The 17656-nt window shown below is 73.4% G+C and carries 17 protein-coding genes; 7 read left to right on the forward strand and 10 right to left on the reverse strand.

Annotated elements, in window-relative coordinates; all coding sequences use genetic code 11:
• Nucleotides 1–33: 33 nt before the first annotated feature.
• On the reverse strand, nt 34–1935 hold the full coding sequence (locus tag ACYVK5_RS14705; RefSeq protein ID WP_460706313.1) for an ABC transporter ATP-binding protein: 1902 nt from the start codon (nt 1933–1935) through the stop codon (nt 34–36).
• 194 nt (nt 1936–2129) lie between these two features.
• Between ACYVK5_RS14705 and ACYVK5_RS14710 the strand changes: the two genes are divergently transcribed.
• A complete protein-coding gene (locus ACYVK5_RS14710) occupies nt 2130–3356 on the forward strand; it encodes a winged helix DNA-binding domain-containing protein (protein ID WP_460706221.1) in 1227 nt (408 codons plus the stop codon).
• A gap of 27 nt (nt 3357–3383) precedes the next feature.
• Here the strand turns inward: ACYVK5_RS14710 and ACYVK5_RS14715 are convergent, their stop codons facing one another.
• The gene (locus ACYVK5_RS14715) at nt 3384–4334 is read right to left on the reverse strand and encodes a LysR family transcriptional regulator (RefSeq protein WP_460706223.1); all 951 of its coding nucleotides are present in this window, start codon (nt 4332–4334) and stop codon (nt 3384–3386) included.
• A 70-nt stretch (nt 4335–4404) separates the two neighbouring features.
• On the opposite strand from ACYVK5_RS14715, the gene ACYVK5_RS14720 reads away from it, so the two are divergent.
• A complete protein-coding gene (locus tag ACYVK5_RS14720; RefSeq protein WP_460706225.1) occupies nt 4405–5346 on the forward strand; it encodes an EamA family transporter in 942 nt (313 codons plus the stop codon).
• Nucleotides 5347–5420: 74 nt separating this feature from the next.
• On the opposite strand, the gene ACYVK5_RS14725 is transcribed toward ACYVK5_RS14720, so the two are convergent.
• Nucleotides 5421–5837 carry a hypothetical protein gene (locus ACYVK5_RS14725; RefSeq protein ID WP_460706227.1) on the reverse strand — a complete coding sequence of 139 codons (417 nt, stop codon included), beginning with the start codon at nt 5835–5837 and terminating at the stop codon, nt 5421–5423.
• Between the two features lie 322 nt (nt 5838–6159).
• Here ACYVK5_RS14725 and ACYVK5_RS14730 point away from each other — a divergent pair, with 322 nt between their 5' ends.
• Nucleotides 6160–6675: a mycothiol transferase gene (locus tag ACYVK5_RS14730; protein ID WP_460706229.1), complete on the forward strand. Its 516-nt coding sequence runs from the start codon at nt 6160–6162 to the stop codon at nt 6673–6675.
• Between the two features lie 152 nt (nt 6676–6827).
• Here the strand turns inward: ACYVK5_RS14730 and ACYVK5_RS14735 are convergent, their stop codons facing one another.
• The gene (locus ACYVK5_RS14735; protein WP_460706231.1) at nt 6828–7205 is read right to left on the reverse strand and encodes a hypothetical protein; all 378 of its coding nucleotides are present in this window, start codon (nt 7203–7205) and stop codon (nt 6828–6830) included.
• 85 nt (nt 7206–7290) lie between these two features.
• Nucleotides 7291–8763 (reverse strand): flavin-containing monooxygenase, encoded by a 1473-nt coding sequence (locus ACYVK5_RS14740; RefSeq protein WP_460706234.1) that lies wholly within the window; start codon nt 8761–8763, stop codon nt 7291–7293.
• Between the two features lie 286 nt (nt 8764–9049).
• Here ACYVK5_RS14740 and ACYVK5_RS14745 point away from each other — a divergent pair, with 286 nt between their 5' ends.
• Both ACYVK5_RS14745 and ACYVK5_RS14750 read left to right on the forward strand, forming a co-directional pair.
• On the forward strand, nt 9050–10078 hold the full coding sequence (locus ACYVK5_RS14745; protein WP_460706236.1) for a sigma-70 family RNA polymerase sigma factor: 1029 nt from the start codon (nt 9050–9052) through the stop codon (nt 10076–10078).
• A 34-nt stretch (nt 10079–10112) separates the two neighbouring features.
• Nucleotides 10113–11738 carry a RyR domain-containing protein gene (locus tag ACYVK5_RS14750; protein WP_460706238.1) on the forward strand — a complete coding sequence of 542 codons (1626 nt, stop codon included), beginning with the start codon at nt 10113–10115 and terminating at the stop codon, nt 11736–11738.
• 12 nt (nt 11739–11750) lie between these two features.
• Here ACYVK5_RS14750 and ACYVK5_RS14755 read toward each other — a convergent pair whose 3' ends face one another.
• Together ACYVK5_RS14755 and ACYVK5_RS14760 are read right to left on the reverse strand one after the other, a co-directional pair.
• Entirely contained in the window at nt 11751–12431 is a 681-nt protein-coding gene (locus tag ACYVK5_RS14755) for a response regulator (protein WP_460706315.1), read from the reverse strand.
• Nucleotides 12432–12445: 14 nt separating this feature from the next.
• Complete coding sequence (locus tag ACYVK5_RS14760; protein WP_460706241.1) at nt 12446–13840, reverse strand: sensor histidine kinase; 1395 nt, start codon at nt 13838–13840, stop codon at nt 12446–12448.
• Nucleotides 13841–13973: 133 nt separating this feature from the next.
• On the opposite strand from ACYVK5_RS14760, the gene ACYVK5_RS14765 reads away from it, so the two are divergent.
• Both ACYVK5_RS14765 and ACYVK5_RS14770 read left to right on the forward strand, forming a co-directional pair.
• Entirely contained in the window at nt 13974–14915 is a 942-nt protein-coding gene (locus ACYVK5_RS14765; protein ID WP_460706243.1) for a DUF4097 family beta strand repeat-containing protein, read from the forward strand.
• Between the two features lie 56 nt (nt 14916–14971).
• The gene (locus ACYVK5_RS14770) at nt 14972–15712 is read left to right on the forward strand and encodes a GOLPH3/VPS74 family protein (protein WP_460706245.1); all 741 of its coding nucleotides are present in this window, start codon (nt 14972–14974) and stop codon (nt 15710–15712) included.
• A 99-nt stretch (nt 15713–15811) separates the two neighbouring features.
• On the opposite strand, the gene ACYVK5_RS14775 is transcribed toward ACYVK5_RS14770, so the two are convergent.
• Genes ACYVK5_RS14775 through ACYVK5_RS14785 form a run of 3 tightly spaced genes read right to left on the reverse strand, consistent with a single transcriptional unit; the run spans nt 15812 to nt 17364 of the window.
• Complete coding sequence (locus tag ACYVK5_RS14775) at nt 15812–16408, reverse strand: TetR/AcrR family transcriptional regulator (protein WP_460706247.1); 597 nt, start codon at nt 16406–16408, stop codon at nt 15812–15814.
• Nucleotides 16392–17093: a YqeB family protein gene (locus ACYVK5_RS14780; protein ID WP_460706249.1), complete on the reverse strand. Its 702-nt coding sequence runs from the start codon at nt 17091–17093 to the stop codon at nt 16392–16394. Before ACYVK5_RS14780 ends, ACYVK5_RS14775 begins: the two co-directional genes overlap by 17 nt.
• A gap of 58 nt (nt 17094–17151) precedes the next feature.
• The gene (locus ACYVK5_RS14785) at nt 17152–17364 is read right to left on the reverse strand and encodes a helix-hairpin-helix domain-containing protein (protein WP_460706251.1); all 213 of its coding nucleotides are present in this window, start codon (nt 17362–17364) and stop codon (nt 17152–17154) included.
• Between the last annotated feature and the right edge of the window lie 292 nt (nt 17365–17656).

Genomic DNA, 17656 nt, shown 5'->3' on the forward strand with positions numbered 1-17656 from the left:
GATCAGGCGCTGGCAGGGCGGCCTCCGGGCGGCTCAGGCCGGGCCGCCGTCCGCGGCCGCGAACTGGGTCCGGTACAGCTCCGCGTACAACCCGCCCGCGGCCAGGAGTTCCGCGTGCGTGCCCTGCTCGGCCACGCGGCCGTCGTCGAGCACCACCACGAGGTCGGCGCCGCGGATCGTGGCCAGGCGGTGCGCGATGACGAGCGAGGTGCGGCCCGCGAGCGCCTCGTCGAGCGCGGCCTGGACGGCGGCCTCCGACTCGGAGTCGAGGTGGGCGGTGGCCTCGTCGAGGATGACGACGTCGGGCGCCTTGAGCAGGAGTCGCGCGATGGCGAGGCGCTGGCGTTCGCCGCCGGACAGCCGGTAGCCGCGGTCGCCGACGATGGTGTCGGTGCCCTGCGGCAGGGTGGAGACGAGGTCCCAGATGCGGGCGCGGCGCATGGCCTGCTCCAGCTCGGCGTCGGACGCCGCGGGCCGTGCGTAGCGGAGGTTGGCGGCGACGGTGTCGTGGAAGAGGTGGGCCTCCTGGGAGACGACGCCGACCGTGGCGCGCAGGGAGGCGAGGGTGACGCCGCGCAGGTCCTGGCCGGCGATCGCCACACTGCCCGAGGTCGGGTCGTACATGCGGGTGACCAGGTGGCCGATGGTCGTCTTGCCCGCGCCGGAGCGGCCGACGAGCGCGACCATGGCGCCGGCCGGGACGCTGAAGGTGAGGTCGTGCAGGGTGTCGGACGTCGGCTCCTGGGCGGGGACGGCGACGGCTTCGAGGGACGCCAGCCCGACGTCGCCGGCCGCCGGGTACCGGAAGGTGACGGCGTCGAGGGCGATGCTCGCGCCGTGCCGGGTGACGGCATCGCGGAGGTCGGTGGCGTCGTCGGTGTCGGTGACGGTGGGTTCGAGGTCGAGGACCTCGAGGACACGTTCGAAGCTGACGAGTGCGGTCATGATGTCGACCTGCACGTTGGCCATGGCGGTGAGGGGGCCGTAGAGCCGGTTCAGGTAGGCGGCCATGGCGACGACGATGCCGACGGTGAGGGTGCCGGCGATGGCCTGGAGGCCGCCGAGTCCGTAGACGACGGCGATGGCGAGGGACGCGGTCGTGGTGAGGCCGACGCGGAACCAGGTGCTCAGGAGCGCGCGGCGGACGCCGATGTCACGCAGGCCCTCGACCGGGCGGGCGTACTCCGCGGATTCGCGGGCCGGGTCGCCGAAGACCTTGGCGAGGTGGGCGCCGGCGACGTTGAAGCGCTCGTTCATGAGCTGGCCGACGTCGGCGCTGAGCTCGTAGGTGCGGTGGGTGTAGTCGGCGAGGCGGCGCCCGAACCAGCGGGCGGGCAGCACGAACAGCGGGGTGACCAGTAGCGCGAGCAGGGTGAGCTGCCAGGACATGGCGAACATGGCGGCGAGCGTGAACACGACGGTCAGCGCGTTGGAGACGACGGTCTGCAGGGTGGAGGTGAACGCCTGCTGCGCGCCGAGCACGTCGCCGTTGAGGCGCTGCACGAGGGCACCGGTGCGGGTGCGTGCGAAGAACGCGAGGGGCATGCGCTGCACGTGGTCGAACACGGCGGTGCGCAGGTCGACGATGAGTCCCTCGCCGATGCGGGCGGAGACCCAGCGTTCGGCGACGGCGAGCCCGGCGCTCACGAGCGCGAGCGCGGCGGCGGCGCCGGCGAGGGTCACGACGAGGCCGGTGTCGCCCGTGGCGATGCCGTCGTCGATGAGGTACCGGAACAGCAGCGGGACGGCGGTGCCGGCGGCGGCGTCGAGCACGAGGAGGATCGCGAAGAGCACGAGCTGCCCGCGGTAGGGGCGGGCGAACGCGAGGATGCGCCGGACGGTGTCGCGCCCGAGCCGGTGGCGCGCGACGGTGGGGTCCTGCATGAAGCCGCGCATGGTCCTGCCCTGCCCCATGCCGCGCGACGAGTTGTTCATGGTCACGCAGCCACGCTAGTCGCAGGCACTGACACGGCCGGAGATCCGCCGCGCCTGGGCCCCAACGATTCGGGGGCGCCCGACGTAGTGACATGTGGGTGCGGCGGCCTGACCCCCAATGACGCCGTCGCACCCGCCACTCCGTCGGCACGGGTCCCACCCCGGTGTCAGACACTGCGCATAGCCTTCAGGGCATGTCATCACCCACGGTTCTGTCCCCGGATGCCGCCCGTCGGCTGCGGTTGCGCGCGCAAGGACTGGTGCCGCGCGGCGACCTGTCGCCGGCCGAGGTGGTGCGGCGCATGGTCGCGCTGCAGGGGCAGGATCTCCCGGCGGTGCTGCGGGCGATCGCGATCCGTTCCCGTCCCGGCACGACGGTCGACGACGTCCGCGCGGCGTTCGACTCCGGCGAGCTCGTGCGCGGCTGGACGCAGCGCGGCACACTCTTCGCCACGACGCCCCGGGATCTCGCGGCGCTCATGTCGCTGACGGCCGAGCGCGTGAAGCACCAAGGACGAAAGGTCCGCGAGGAGGAGGGGATCGACGACGTCGTCGCGGCGCAGGCCACGGCGGTGGCGCGCGATGCCCTGGCCGACGGCGCGGTGTCACGCGCCACCCTGATGGACCTGTGGCAGCAGGAAGGCGTCCCCACCGGCGGGCAGCGGGGCTATCACCTCATCGTGCAGCTCGCGCTCGACGGCCTGCTGCACTGGGGACCGTTCGCGGGGACACAGCAGCTCATGGTCGCCACACGTGGCGCGGCCACGGCCGTCCGGACGCCGGCCGCCGAGGGTGCGCAGGTCGCCGGCCCGCCGGGCACGCCGAGCACGCCCGACAAGGAACTGGGCCGCATCGCCCGCGCCTACTTCGCCACCCGCGGGCCGGCCACGGTCGACGACCTCGCCTGGTGGCTCGGGCTCCCCAAGACGCCCGTGCGCGGGGCAGTCACGGAGGTTCTGGCCGAGCACGAGCCCGGTGGAATCCGGGAGTTGCACGAGGTCGAGGTGGAGGGCACACCGATGCTCGCGGCACGGGAGCAGCTCGGAACCGAGGACGGGCTCGGGCCTGGGGAACCCGAAGCCCTCGTGAGCGGCACCGTGGTCCCGGACAGGGCGGCTCGGCACACAGATCCGGCCCGTCACCGGCCGTCCAGGGCCGAGGTCACGCTCGTGCCGGCCTTCGACGAGATCGTGCTCGGCTACCAGGACCGCGGACTCGTGGCCTCGAAGGAGGCGATGAGGACGGTCGTCCCGTTCACGAACGGCGTCTTCCGCCCGGCGATCCTGCTGGACGGCCGTCTCGTCGGCACCTGGCGTCGCACCCCGAAGAAGGACGAGCCCCCGTTCACGCTGCTCGACGGGGTCCGCGCCCGCGACCGCAAGGCGATCGAGAAGGCGATCGCCGCCTGGGAGCACGACTGACGGGACCAGGGCCCCTCGCCCAGCCCCTCACCCGACCGACCGCCCCGCGTCGCGGAACGCGTCCAGGACCGTGCGCACCGCCAGCCGTTCGGCCCGGTCAGGGCGCGCCATCGCCACGATGTGCCGGCCCGCCGCGATCCCCGCCACGGGCCGGAGCGCGAGCCGCGGGTCCGACGTCGTGTAGCGCGGCAGCACCGCCACCCGGTCGCTCGCCGCGACGAGCGCCTCGATGAGCCGGTTGTCGCGCAGCCGCTGCACGACCGTCAGCGGCAGGCCCGCCGCCGTCTCGACGGCGAGGCGCAGACTGTCGAACGGGTATCCCACCGGCACGCCGTACCACTCGCAGCCGGCCAGCTCCACCGGGGTGACCTCCGGCCGCGCCGCCAGCGGACGCCCTGCGCGCATCGCGATGTCCAAGGGCTCCCGCAGCAGCGGGATCGTGGTCAGGTGCTGGGCTCCCTCGGGCACGGTGGAGGTGAAGCTGTGCCCGATCACGACGTCGTGGTCCGTCACCAGTTCCGCGTACGTCGTCTCGGCGACATCGACGTCCGTGCACTCCAGCCGGACGTCGGTCCCGGCCAGCCGGTCCAGGACGCCCGGCAGCAGGATCGTCGCCGCGCTGGCCAGCGTCGCCACGGCCACGGTGCCCGACGGCGCGCCCACGTACGCGTCCCACCTCGCCTGCACCTGCGCGACGGCCCGGGCGAGGTCGCGACCGCCGTCGGCCAGGAGCCGGCCGGCCTCGGTGAGCCGCACTCCCCTGCCGTCGGCCTCGACGAGCCGCGTCCCGCCGAGCTCGCGCTGCGCCGTCCGGAGCTGCTGCGACACCGCCGACGGGGTGCGGAACGTCGCCGCCGCGACCGCCGTCACCGAGCCTCGGTCCGCGAGCTCGCGCAGCAGGTCCAGGTGCCGCGGATCGACACGGCTCAGGTCGATCCGGCGCGGCCGGCCCGCGCCTCCGTCTCGCCGAATGTCCATGAAGGCAGGCTACACAGAGATGTAGCAAGTTTCACTTGTCCTACAGAGCACTGGCCCGCAGACTCGGGCCATGCCGCTCACGCACCGCCTGCTCGCCTTCTCGGTCGCCCTCATGTGGGGTCTGAACTTCATCGCCATCGACGCGTCCCTGCAGCAGTTCCCGCCCTTCCTGCTGGCCGCGCTCCGGTTCACGGCCATCGCGGTGCCCACGCTCCTCCTGATCCCGCGGCCGCAGGTATCCGTGAAGTGGCTGGTCGGTTACGGTCTCGGATTCGGCACGCTCCAGTTCCTGTTCCTGTACTGGGGCATGGCGGCCGGCTTCCCGCCGGGGCTCGCGTCGCTGGTGCTGCAGTCGTCGGCGCCCTTCACGGTCCTGCTCGGCGCGACGGTGTTCCGCGAGCGCGTCTCGGGCCGACAGCTCGCCGGGCTGCTCGTGGCCACCGCGGGGCTCGCCGTCGTCGGCTGGCAGCAGGCGGCCGAGGCCGCGTTCGCACCTTTCCTGCTCGTCCTCGCCGGCGGGTTCGGGTGGGCGATCGGCAACGTGTCCAACGCCCGTGCCATGGCCGGGGCGGCGCGGCGGCCCAACCCGCTGCACGTGACGCTCTGGATGTCGGTGGTGCCGCCCGTGCCGATGGCGCTGCTGTCGCTGGTCGTCGAGGGGCCGACGGCGATCGTGCGGTCCTTCGCGCCCGGCCCCGGCCTGCTGCCGGCGCTCGGGGGGCTCGCCTACACGGTGCTCGTCGCGACACTCGCGGGCTCGGGGATCTGGACCTGGCTGATGGGCCGGCACCCGGCGGGCATGGTGGCGCCGTTCTCGATGCTGGTCCCGGTGGTCGGACTGAGCTCCGCGGCCCTGCTGCTGGGCGAGGAGGTCGGCCCGCTGAAGCTCGCGGGCGCCGCCCTCGTCATCACGGGCGTCCTGTGGGGATCGCGGCCGGCAAGGACGCCACGGCCGGAAGGCGATGCGCCGGCCCACGGCCCCCGCGAAGAGGAACCGATCGGAGCCCGCTGACCAGCACGACCGAAAGCCGCCCGGGCCGGGCAGGTGCACCGCGCCACCGCCCGGCGCCCGGGAGTGACCACCGCCTACCCGGCGCCGGCCGGGATCTCCCACCGCAGGTCGGCGACCATGTCCCCGGTGCTGTCGCCCCGGGCCGTCAGCGTGAGCAGGTACTCGCCGGTGGGCCCGTCCGGACGGACCACCCACCAGCCGTCACCCTCCGGCTCGGCCGGGACCACCGACCAGTCCGCGTCCTCGTTCGCGGTGCCGTCCGGCCGCAGGTCGTCGGTCGAGGACACGGAGAACTCGTCGAGGTCCCGCGCGGTGACCTGGACATGGATCTCCCCGGGCGACCCGATCGACGGCGGGTCAGGGTCGAACCCGTCCGCGCACTCGTTCCCATAGCAATAGGTGTACGGGCCGAGCTCCAGCTCATGACCGTCGTACACCACCCGGAACGGCGAGGGCTCCGCGCCGCCGTTCACGCCATGGGAGATCGTCATCGTCGGCGAGGGCGCTGACGCGGAAGGCGGGCCACCCCGCGCTCCGCCGGTGCACCCGGCGGCCAGGGCCCCGATCAGAAGAACCGCAGGAAAGGCCGGGACGACCCGGTGTCTGTTCATACCGTCTCTATGTCACCGGATCTCCCCGAATTGCACCGCACCGGAAGCGTGGCCCGGGCCGTGGTCGGTACGACCGAACGAGGCACGCCCGGCGAGCGGGCCGCGATCCGGCCGGTGCCGATCGCGAGTTCGAGGGCGGGGCCGCCGCCCGCACCCCATAGCATCGTGGCAGCAGAGCGACGCCGCGGAGGGGGAGATCGACATGAACGGTGCGGACCTGCTCGTGGACGCGTTCGGCCGGATCCGCGAGGAGGTGCACGCCGCGGTCGAGGGGCTGACCGCGGACGAGCTCGCGTGGCGCGCCGACCCCGACGCGAACTCGGTCGCCTGGCTCGTCTGGCACCTCACGCGGATCCAGGACGACCACGTGGCCGACGTCGCGCGCGCGGACCAGGTCTGGTCCCACCAGGGCTGGGCGGAGCGGTTCGCCCTCCCGCTCCCGATCCGGGACACGGGCTACGGGCACCGCACCGACGAGGTGGCGGCGGTCCGCGTCACCTCCCCGGACCTGCTCACCGGCTACCACGACGCCGTCCACGAGCGCACGATCGACTACGTCTCCGCCCTCACGGACACCGACCTCGACCGGATCGTCGACACCTCCTGGGACCCGCCGGTCTCCCTCGGCGTCCGCCTGATCAGCGTGTTCGACGACGAGGCCCAGCACGCGGGCCAAGCGGCACTACTGCGCGGGCTGCTACTACGCCGACGGGGCTGACCATGCCGGCCGCCAGGCCGCCCGCTTCCCCGGCCTGACGACCACGCCATCTTGGCGACCACGCCATTCCGCCCCGTGGCCGCGCTCCCACGAGGCAGAAGCGCGTGGTCGCCAGAATGGCGTGGTCGCCGCGGCCCCGGCCCTGCGGGTCGTCACGCCGCGCCGAACACGACTGGGTCGTCCGGGCGGCGGGGGCGCAGGGCCGGCGGCGTCGGCCAGTCCAGCTCGACGCGTTCGACGACGGCGTCCAGGGCGCCGAAGTCGTCGGTCTGCACGACGACGCGCCCCGGGCGCACGTCCACGATCCGCACCCGCAGCGGGTCACCGTCCGGGCGCTCCAGGGTCCAGACCTCCGCCAGCCAGCGAAGCCCGAGCCCCTCCAGGGCCTCCTCGGCCTCGACCCAGCCGACGGTGTCCGACGCGTCCCGACCGAGCAGCGACACCGCCACCCAGTCGTCGCCCGCCGGCCGGATCCAGCCGACCAGTTCGCCGTCGTCCCGCCGGTGCGGGATCCATCCGTCAGGAACCATGCCCGCGACCGTAGCGGCGGCCGCGACCCACGGCGAGCGCTTTTGCCCGGAACCCCCGCTCCCTACCCGCCGGACCGCCACGTGGTCAGGTGCCCGCCAGCCGCGCCTTCAGCCGGTCCACCGCGCCCCGGTATTCCGACGGGTCGATCGGGAGGAGCCACTGCTTGACCTTGACGCTCCGCGAGACGTTCAGATCGATGTCGTCGAGGGTCTCGTCGACGTTGTGCATCGAGAACGGGATGACGCACGTCCCGCGCGCGTGATGCCCCTGGGTGCGTTCCTCGGTCCAGCGCAGCCGGGTCTCGACGAACTGCCGCCGCTCCCCCAGCGGCGGCAGCGGCACCTTCCCCGCCAGGTGGGCGCCGATCCAGAGGGCACCGGCCTCCGCGCTCAGCGGGCTGAAGTACGAGGAGTTGTAGCCGTTGAAGGTCAGGTTCGGCACGTCGTGCGGGAGGATCTGCCGCCACAGGTGGAAGTTGCCCTCGTCGTCGTGCAGCCGCCGCTGGATCTTCTCGTCGAGGAACGGGACCCGCTGGTGCCATCCCGTCCCGCACACGACCAGGTCCGCGCGGACGACGCGTCCGTCGGACAGCTTCGCGCAGGGACGCCCGTCCTTGACGAGGAACCGCTCGATCAACGTTTCGCGGTGCACGATGATCTTCCCCTTGGCGATCTGCTCGAAGAACTGGTCGCTGACCAGGGAGACCGACTGCCGGGCGATATCTGTGAACACACCGTGCGGCACCAGCCCGAGCTTGCGCAGCTTCAGCTGGCGGGTGGTGATCCCCGCGATGGACCCGATCATCGCGCGCGTGACGGGGTACCCGCGGCCGTGCAGGAAGTTCTCGATCCCGACCGGCGTGATGTAGCGGAACAGCCCTTCGCCGAGCCGCGTCAGCAGCAGGTACTTGAAGTTCAGGACGTTGCCGATCCGCTTCGGCATCTTCCACAGGAGGCTGCGGGCGATCACGCGGGTGCTCGCCGCGATGGGCCCCAGCGACGTCGCGATGTCGCACGCCGACTTCCCGTACCCCACGACCAGGACGTGCTTGCCCGCGCCCTCCGAGATGTCGTTGAGCTGCGACGGCGCCAGCAGCCGCCCGCCGTTCCGCACCAGGTCGGAGTACCCCTTGTACTGCGGCAGCACCGCGTCGGAGAAGATCCCGTTGGCGACCACGAGGTGGTCGAACCGCTCGGGCGCTTGCAGCGAGCCCCCCGCCGGACGTGCCGTGACGAGCCAGCCGTCCTCGGCATCGGTCAGGTCCGTCCGTACCACTTCCGTCGACAGCCGCAGGCCGGACGCGAGGCCGAACTTCCGCACGTACGCCTCGAGGTACGCCTGCACCTGGGCGCCTGTCGGCCACTCCGGGTACTCTGCCGGCATCGGATGGTCCGAGAACGTGTAGGTGTCCTTGTTGTTCTGCGTCGTCAGCCCCGAGTACCGACGCGTCCGGCTCCACACACCGCCCACGTCCGGCGCCTTCTCGAAGACCACCACCTCGTGCCCCAGCTCCCGCAGCACCTTGAGTGCCGCGAGCCCTGCAAACCCTGCTCCCACGACCGCGACCCGCACGTCCGCTCACCCCATCTGGTCGACGCTTCCGGATGTCAGGCTCGAACCGTAATGATTCACCAGAAAGCCCGATACCACGGCAGCAATTGACACGCAGCGATTTAGGCGATATGTCCAAGCCCTGCCATGCACCGCCCCAATCCCCCGGTGTGACGACCGTCATGGCAGACGACCTCGGACCGCCTGTCACATTCCGCTGAGCCACCCTGTCGTCCGGGACATGGACACGATCCGCGCCCGCACCGCCGTCGGTGGCGGGGAAGATGGCCCCATGACCCCGACGATCGACGACGACGTGCTCGACCGGCTCCGGCCGCTCGCCTTCGCGGTGGCCTACCGCATGCTCGGCAGCGTGGCGGAGGCCGAGGACGTGGTGCAGGAGGCCCTCCTCAAGGTCGCGCAGCAGGCGGCCGAGCCCGGCGGCGTCCGCAACCCCGAGGCGTTCGTCACGACCGTCACCACCCGGCTGTCGATCAACGTGCTGCGTTCGGCCCGCGTGCGGCGCGAGACGTACGTGGGCCCGTGGCTGCCGGAACCGCTCGTGCCGGGGACGACGGCGGAGTGGCCGGGTCACGAGGCGCCCGCCGTCGCGCACGGTGCTCCCCCGCCCGACGCCGCCGCGCACGCCGAGCTCGCCGACGACCTCTCCACCGCGTTCCTCGTGGTCCTGGAGACCCTCACGCCGACCGAGCGGGCCGCCTTCCTGCTGCACGACGTCCTCGGCTACCCTCACGGCGAGGCCGCCGAGATCATCGGGACGACCACCGTCTCGGCCCGCCAGCTCGCCTCACGGGCGCGGCGCCGGATCGAGGCGAAGCGCGCCGAGACGCTGCGGCGCACGCACGCCCCCGCGGACAGGGAGGAGGCGAACCGGCTCGTGAGCCGGTTCCTCGCCGCCGTCGAGGACGGCGAGATCGAGGCGTTCGTCGACATCCTCGCCGACGACGTCGTCTTCACCGGCGACGGCGGCGGCAACGTCCCGCCCGGGTTCGCCATCACCAAGCCGATGTCCGGCCGCGAGCGCGTCGCGAAGCTCCTGGCCGGCTTCACCCGGCGCGGTCTGCCGGGCCTGGCGCACTACGTGCCGGAGGACATCAACGGCGCCCCGGGCCTGCTCGTCGTGGCCGACGAAGCTCTCGGCGGGGGCGTGCTCGCCACGCTGTCCTTCGAGTTCGGCACGGAGCCCGACGGCACCACGCGGATCGTCGCGGCCCACGGCGTGGTGAACCCGGCCAAGCTCGGCCACGTGGGCCGGCTCGCGGACCTGGACGGCATCGCGGCCTACCTGCGCGGGAAATGACTGACATAGCAGGACATTGGGGTACCGTTCCCCGGTGACCCGCGCGCGCCTCCCCTGGACACGGATCGGATTCGTCGGCCTGGTCGGCGCCTCACTCGCGCTCGGCGGCTGGGGGCTCGCGCTCGACACCGCCGACGTGCCGGGCCGCACCTGGCTCGACGTCCTCTACCACGACCTCCAGCTCTTCGTGCTGGGCGCCGATCCGGCGAGCGACGGCGGCAGCCTGTCGTGGCAGCTCCAGGCTGCCCGTTTCATCGCCCCGGCGGCGGCGGTCTGGGCGATCGTCGAGGCCGTCCGCGCGCTGTTCGCCGAGCGGCTGCGGCGGATGCGGGAACGGCGGACGCGGGGCCACGCGATCGTCGTCGGGCAGACCGATGCCGCCCTCGCGGTCGCCGACGCGCTCCGGACCGGAGGACACACCGTCCTGCGCGCGTCCGAGCAGGACGACCTGGACGACGCCGGCCTGCGTGGCGCGGCCGTCCTGTACGCGTGCTCCGACGACTCGGGCAACCCGAGCGTCAACGTGCTGACCGTGGCCGGCGTCGCGAACACCGTGCGCGAGCGCGGCCGCGGCCCGCAGCGGCTGTACGCGCACGTCAGCGACCCGGAGCTGGCGATCGCGCTGCAGGCGCGCCACCTCGCGTGCGCCACCTCGGGCATCGACTTCTTCACGCTCGACGTGCTCGCCGCGCAGAGCCTCGCCGCACGCGAGGCGGGGTCGCTGGCCGCCGCGTCGGCCGTGGCGGTGATCGGCTCGGGCGACCTGGCCCGCGCCCTCGTCGTCGCACTGGCCAGCGAGTGGGAGCTCGTCTCCGGCGTGCGGAGCCGGCTGACGATCGTGCTCGTGGCCGACGACGCCGCCACCGTCGCCGAGGAACTGACCAACCGCTGGGGCGCGGTCACCGACACCTGCGACCTGCGGGCGATGACCAGCCTCCCGGACGGGATGGCGCTCGACCGGATCTACGTCTGCCCCGACGACGAGGACGCCGCGCTGCACACCACGCTGACGACCCCGGCGCTCTGGCACGGCGCGCCGGGGTCGCTCGTGCTGGTGCTCGACCGGCTGTCGGGCCTCGCGGGCGTGTTCGACGGCAACGGGACGCGCGTGCTGGACGACCTGGACGGGCGCCTGCGGACCGTCGTCGTGCACGACCTGCTTGCCCACACCCGCCACCCCGAGCCACGCGTCCACGAGGACGTGTACGAGCGCCTCGCGCGCGCGGTGCACCACGTCTACCTGCGCAACCAGCTCGAACGCGGCGTCGTCTGGGCGAGCACCCCCGCGATGCGCCGGTGGGAGGAGCTGACCGACGACCTGCGCGAGTCCAACCGCCGCTGGGTCATCGGCCTCCCGGACCGGCTGGCCCGCGTGGGCGGCACCGTCGCGCCCCGCGACGGCGGCACGGACGTCACCATCGCGGGCCCCATGCTGGACCGCCTCGCGAAGGCCGAGCACGACCTGTGGGAGGCGGTGCGCCTCGAGCTCGGCTGGCGGCACGGCCCGGTCCGCGACGACGAGAAGCGGCTGCACCCCATGATCGGCGTGCCGTGGGACGACCTACCCGCGCCCGAGAAGGAGAAGGACCGCGACCTGATCCGCAACCTCCCGGAGATCCTGGCGGAGTTCGGACTCGAACTCGTCTTCTACGCCGCCTGAGCGGCACGGCTCCTACGACGTCGCCCCGTCCGCTCCCAGATGACGCAGGGCCGCCAGGACGCGGCGGTGTGCCGCCGCGTCCTGCGGCAGGTCCAGCTTCGTGAAGATCGCCGCGACGTTCTTCTCCACCGCGCCGTACGACAGCACCAGATCCTGCGCGATCGCGCCGTTCGACCTCCCCTGCGCCATCAGCGCCAGCACCTCCCGCTCCCGCGGCGTCAGCCGCTCCAGGCCCGGATCCGCGCTGCTGCGCGCCGCGCCCAGCAGCTGCGTCACCACCTCCGGGTCCAGCACCGTCTCCCCCGCCGCCACCCGCCCCAGCGCCGAGACGAACTCCCGCACGTCCGCCACCCGGTCCTTCAGCAGATACCCCACGCCCCGGGCGTCCGCCTCCAGCAGCCGCGACGCGTACGTCGTCTCGATCCACTGCGAGAACAGCAGCACCGGCAGGCCCGGCAGCCGCTCCCGCAGCGCCAGCACCGCCCGCAGCCCCTCGTCGGTGTGCGACGGCGGCATCCGCACGTCCGCCACCACCACGTCCGGTGGCGCACCCGCGTCCGCGAGCGCCCCCACCGCGCCGACGAGGGCGTCGCCGTCCCCCACGGCCGCCACCACCTGGTGGCCACGGCGCAGCAGGAGCGCGCCGAGGCCGTCGCGGAGGATGACGGAGTCCTCGGCGATGGCGACGCGCAGGCCGCTCCCGGCCGTCACGGGCGGGTGCTGGTCGGGAGGGTCACGGTCACCACCGTAGGCCCTCCCGCTGGACTGACCAGGTCGAACGCGCCGTCCACGGCGCGCACCCGTTCGGTGAGGCCGGCCAGTCCGGTCCGCTCACCGCCTCCGTCCCCGACGACGACGGCCCCGCCGCGCCCCTCGTCACGCACCTGGACGCGCAGGGTGCCGTCCAGCCGGTCCACCCGGATACCGACGGCGCTCGCGGCGGCGTGCTTGGCGGCGTTGGTGACGAGTTCGGCGACCGTGTAGTAGGCGATGGACTCGACGGCGGGTGCGAGGCGGGGTTGTTCGACGTCGGGTGCGATGTCGACGGTCACCGGCAGCGGCGCCCGGGCGGCGAGCGTCCGCAGCGCGACGGCGAGCCCGCTGTCGAGGGCGGCCGGGTGGATGCCGCGCGCGATCTCGCGGAGTTCGGCGAGGGTCTCGAGCGCGGAGGCGTGGGCGGTGTCGAGCAGGCCGGACGCGAGGGCGGGCTCGCCGTCGGCGAGGTGCTCGCGTGCCTCGTCGACCTGCATGGCGACGGCGACGAGGCGGGCCTGCGTGCCGTCGTGGAGGTCGCGTTCGATGCGGCGCAGGCGGGCGTCGGCGCCCTCGACGGCGCCGGCCCGGGAGGCGCGCAGCTCGGCGACGCGCAGGGCGCCGCGGGTCGGGCCGAGGAGGGCCTGGGCGAGGACGCGCAGCAGCGTCGTGAACAGGCGCATCACCCAGGGCCACACGAACAGGAGCACGACGCCGGCGGCGGCCGTGAGCGCCAGGCGCGCCGGCTCGTCCGCGAGCCAGTCACCGAACGGGGCGGCGCTGTCCTGGGAGCTCTCACCCCCCGGAGGCAGGAACCAGCGGTCCCAGAGCGAGTACGCGTCGCTCGTCTGCTGCGGGAGCAAGCCGTACCACGCCGGGTAGGTGATCGCCCCGAGCGTCACGCAGACGAACACGGTGCTCACGACGAACCCCATCACCGTGACCGGGAACGCCACGAACAGGAACAGGAGCGCGCGCCAGCCGGTGCTGTCGGCGAGCAGGGATCCCATGCCCCGCCAGAACCCGCGCCCGCGCCGGAACGGGGGCGGCTCGGCGATCTCGGTGCCCAGTGTCTGCAGCATGAGCCCGCGGTGCATGGCGCCCCAGCCGCGCGCTGCCGCCACCATGCCGCCGCCGGCCCAGAGTCCGGCGACGGTGACCGCGAGCCCGGCGGTGAGCGCGATGGTGGCCAGCATGTACGCCAGGCCGAACGGGGCGACGAGCAGCGCGAGCCACAGGTAGCCGTACTCGCTCCAGGTCCGTGTGCGGAAGGGCGCGGTGAGGAACCCGGCGCGCGGGGCGAGAGGTGGCGCGGGCCTCGCGCCGGAGGGCAGGGTCATGGTGGTCATGCTCCCAGCCTGCGGTCCGCGACTCGGCCGGGACCATGGTGCGTGCCGGTGCACCCGGGTGGGGTTGTCCCCCCACCCCGGTTCAGGGGGCTCCCCCAGTGACCGGTGGGGGGCGGGAGCCTAGGGTCGAACCATGAGCAGTGCAGAGAGCCAGCCGCCCCAGTCCGTCCCGAGCAGGCCGGAAGGCCCCGTCCCCGGCGCGTACCCGCCGCCGCAGCCCGCGCAGGGCTCGGCCGGGCGGGTCGCGGCGCTGGTCGGCGGGATCGGCGCGCTGGTCCTGGCCGCGGCCGGGGCGCTGTTCTACGCCGACGTGTCGAACGCCCGGACGGAGAGCTCGCACCAGTCCTACGATCCGGCCGGCACGGTCGAGCTGGTGGCCGACGGCGATGTCGCCGTGCGGGCGGCCGAGGGTGACGTGGAGGTCGAGGCCATCGCGCACAGCGGCCTCACGAGCCCGGACTACTCCACCCGCGAGGAGGGCGACCGTCTGGTCGTCACGCACGAGTGCCGGCCGTTCCTGAGCTTCCCGCGATGCGCGGGCGAGCTCGACGTGACCCTGCCCGCCGGGACCGAGGTGACGGTGCGCACCTCCAACGGCGAGGTGATCGCCGCCGGGCTCGCCGGGACGCTGGAGGTGAGGACGACCAACGGTGACCTGGAGTCGTCGGACAACTCGGGACACCAGACCCTCACCTCCAGCAACGGTGCCGTCGTCGTGCGCGATGCCGGGGGCGACGTCTCGGTGAGCACGTCGAACGGCGACGTCGAGGCGGAGCGGATCGCCGGGACGTTCGACTCCTCCACGAGCAACGGCCGGACCAGCGTCGTGGACGTGGGCGGGGACGTCGTCGCCGAGTCCAGCAACGGGCGGATCGAGATCGACGGCTTCGGCGGGGACGCGCGCGCGGAGACGAGCAACGGCGAGGTCACCGTGATCGGCGACGACGAACCCGTGCGGCTCACGATCAGCACCAGCAACGGCTCCGAGACCGTCGAGGGGCCGACCGATCCGGACGCCGACCGGACCGTCGAGATCTCCACGAGCAACGGCGACGCCACGTACCTGGGCCGGTAGAGACAGGCCGCGGCACGAATCGTCGTTATCCGCCTTAATCGAGATATGGTGCGGCCATGCTGATTGCCGAAGACCTGCTGCTGCTTGCCGTCGACGACGAGTCCGGCAAGACCGCCAATGTCGACAACCTGAACGCCCGCCTCGCCGGCGCCCTTCTGGCCGACCTCGCCGACGCCAACAGGATCCTCACCCAGGGCGGGCCGGAGGCCGGCGCCACGAAGGAGGAGCGCAAGGAGGCCGCCGAGGCCAAGATCCTCATCACCAACCCCGACCCCACCGGCAACACGGCGCTCGACGCGGCCCTCGAAGCCGCCAAGGGCGAGGAGCGCCGCGCGCACAAGGTGGTCGAGCGGATCGCCGAGAACGCCGAGGAGAACCTCCTGGACGGGCTGGTCGAGCGCGGGATCCTGGAGAAGGAGGAGACCAAGCTCTTCCGCATGCTCCCGCAGACCCGCTGGCCCGCCGCCGACTCGACGCACGAGGACACCCTGCGCGCGACCCTCAAGAAGGTCCTCGTGGAGGGCGCCGAGCCCGACGAGCGCACCGCGACCCTGATCTCCCTGCTGCACGGTTCCGGCCTGGTCGGCAACGTGGTGGGCAAGGAGGACCGGAAGGCCGCCGAGGCTCGCGCCGAGGAGATCGCCGGCAGCGAGTGGGGCGCGGCGAGCGTCGCCGCCCAGGTCGCCATCGCCGCGTCGGTCGCCGCCGTCGCGGCCGTGGGCGCGGTCGCCGCGGCGCTGATCATCGCCGCCGCCAAGGAGGGCGAGGAAAAGGCCGAGGCCACCTCGCAAGCCTGATCCGCCCGCCCGGACCCAGCTGGTCCGGGCTCCGCCGACCGGACACCGGTCGGACGCACCCGAAGCCGGGCACCGCGATCGCCGGTGCCCGGCTTCGGTCTACCTCGGCCGGAGGAACTCGCGTGCAGTCGCGACCAAGAGGTCCTTCTCGCCGAGCGCGGTGAAGCCCGGCTCCACCGCGACGCGCTCCAGGAAGCCGTCCGTCAGCAGCATCAGCCACGACACGATCCGCCCGGCCGCCAGGTCCGTCCGCACCTCGCCGGACTCCTGTCCGCGCTCCACCCACGGCCGGATCCTCGCCCGCTGCGCCTCCGCGTCCGCCTCGAGCGCCGTGGCGACCTCGGGCAGGTGCATCACGCCGGCGGCGGCGCGCACGAACCCCGGCATCCTGGGGTCGGCGGCCTCGTCGGCGCCCTGGCCCACGATCTCCAGCAGCACCCCGAGCGGGTCGTCACGCCCCTCGTACGCCGCGGCCGACTCCCGGACCTCGCGCGTACCGTACTCGAGGATCCCCAGCAGGATGGCGAGCTTCATCGGGAAGTAGTGGAAGAGCGTCCCCGACCCGATCCGCGCCTGCCGGCAGATCGCCGCCGTGGTGGCGCCGTCGTACCCGCGGGCGGCGAAGACGGTCAGCGCGGCGTCGATGATGACGAGGCGTCGCGCCTCGTGGCGGGCCGGATCAACGGTCCGCGCCACGCACGCCCTCGCGCACCCGGCGCACCTGCAGGCGGTCGCCCCTCTCCCGCACCACCAGGCCGGCCTCCGCGAGCGCCGCGTCGGTCTTGCGCCGCGCCGCCTTGTCCTTGCGCTCCCCGCGGCGCTCACGCAGCAGCGCGTGCTCCTCGGGCGTGAATCCGGGCCGGCCGTCGGCCCATGGCTGGAAGTCGGCGTCGTACGGGTCGTCGTCGCGAACCGGCCAGCCGTCACCCGTCAGGGCGGCGTGGATCTTCGCCCCGGGCAGGTCGGTGGTGTCGAGCCGTGCGCGCAGGCCGCCGTCGGCCCCGAGGAGCACGAGGTCCGTGCGGTCGCGGAACGCGGCCGCGGTCTCGGCGCGCTCGACCCAGACCTCGCGGTTCTGCTGCCGGTGCTCCAGGTGGTCGCGGGCGATCTCCAGCTCGGGGGCATCGCCGGCGGCGACGATCGCGAGGAAGATCCCGCCGAGCAGGCCGGCGCCGCCGAGGATCGGCAGGGACCAGGCCTGGTCGATCTGGCCGAGCCGTTCGACGAGGCCGTGCACCGGGAACGGCGTCCGCTCGATCAGCGCGGTCAGGCCGCGGGCGAGCTGCGGGCCGAACAGGCCGAGCAGGATGCCGAGCGCCGTTCCTCCGCCGACGAGCAGGACGGGTACGGCGGGCGACTGGCGGATGCGCGTCGTGGTCATGCGCCAATAATAGAGCAACCACTCCAGTAATCGAGGAGGCGACTCACCGGCGGCCCGCTCACCACGACCGGCGCGTGTTCCGCGCCTCCCCCAGGATCCGGATCGCCTTGGGTCCCACTCCGTGCAGGCTCAGCAGTTCGTCGAGCTCCTCCGGCAACTCGGCGAGCGCGCGATAGCCGGCGTGCCGGAGTGCGCCGGCCGCCGGCCGGCCGATGCGGACGCCGTCGAACATCGGGCCGGAGTCCGGGGCCTCGCCCGTCACGGTCGCCATGGATCCATCCTGGCACCGAGCGGGCTCGCACACATCACGTGCGCGGGTCACCACGGCCGCCACCTGGGTTTCTCGCGGGCCTTGCCACGGCTGCCCTCGTCGCTCCCGCGAGACCGTCTCGTGCCGCGCCGGGCGGCGTCCGACGTCGCCCTCGCCGCCGGGGCCGTCCGAGACTCCCGGCGCGCCTCGCGGCGCGCACGCCACTGCGCGACCTCCGCGTCGACGTCGCGGGTGGGGGTCACGGGCAGCCGCGGTCCCGTCGTCCGTGTCGGTGTCCGGTGGCACGATCGGT

The organism is Myceligenerans halotolerans (assembly GCF_054782975.1).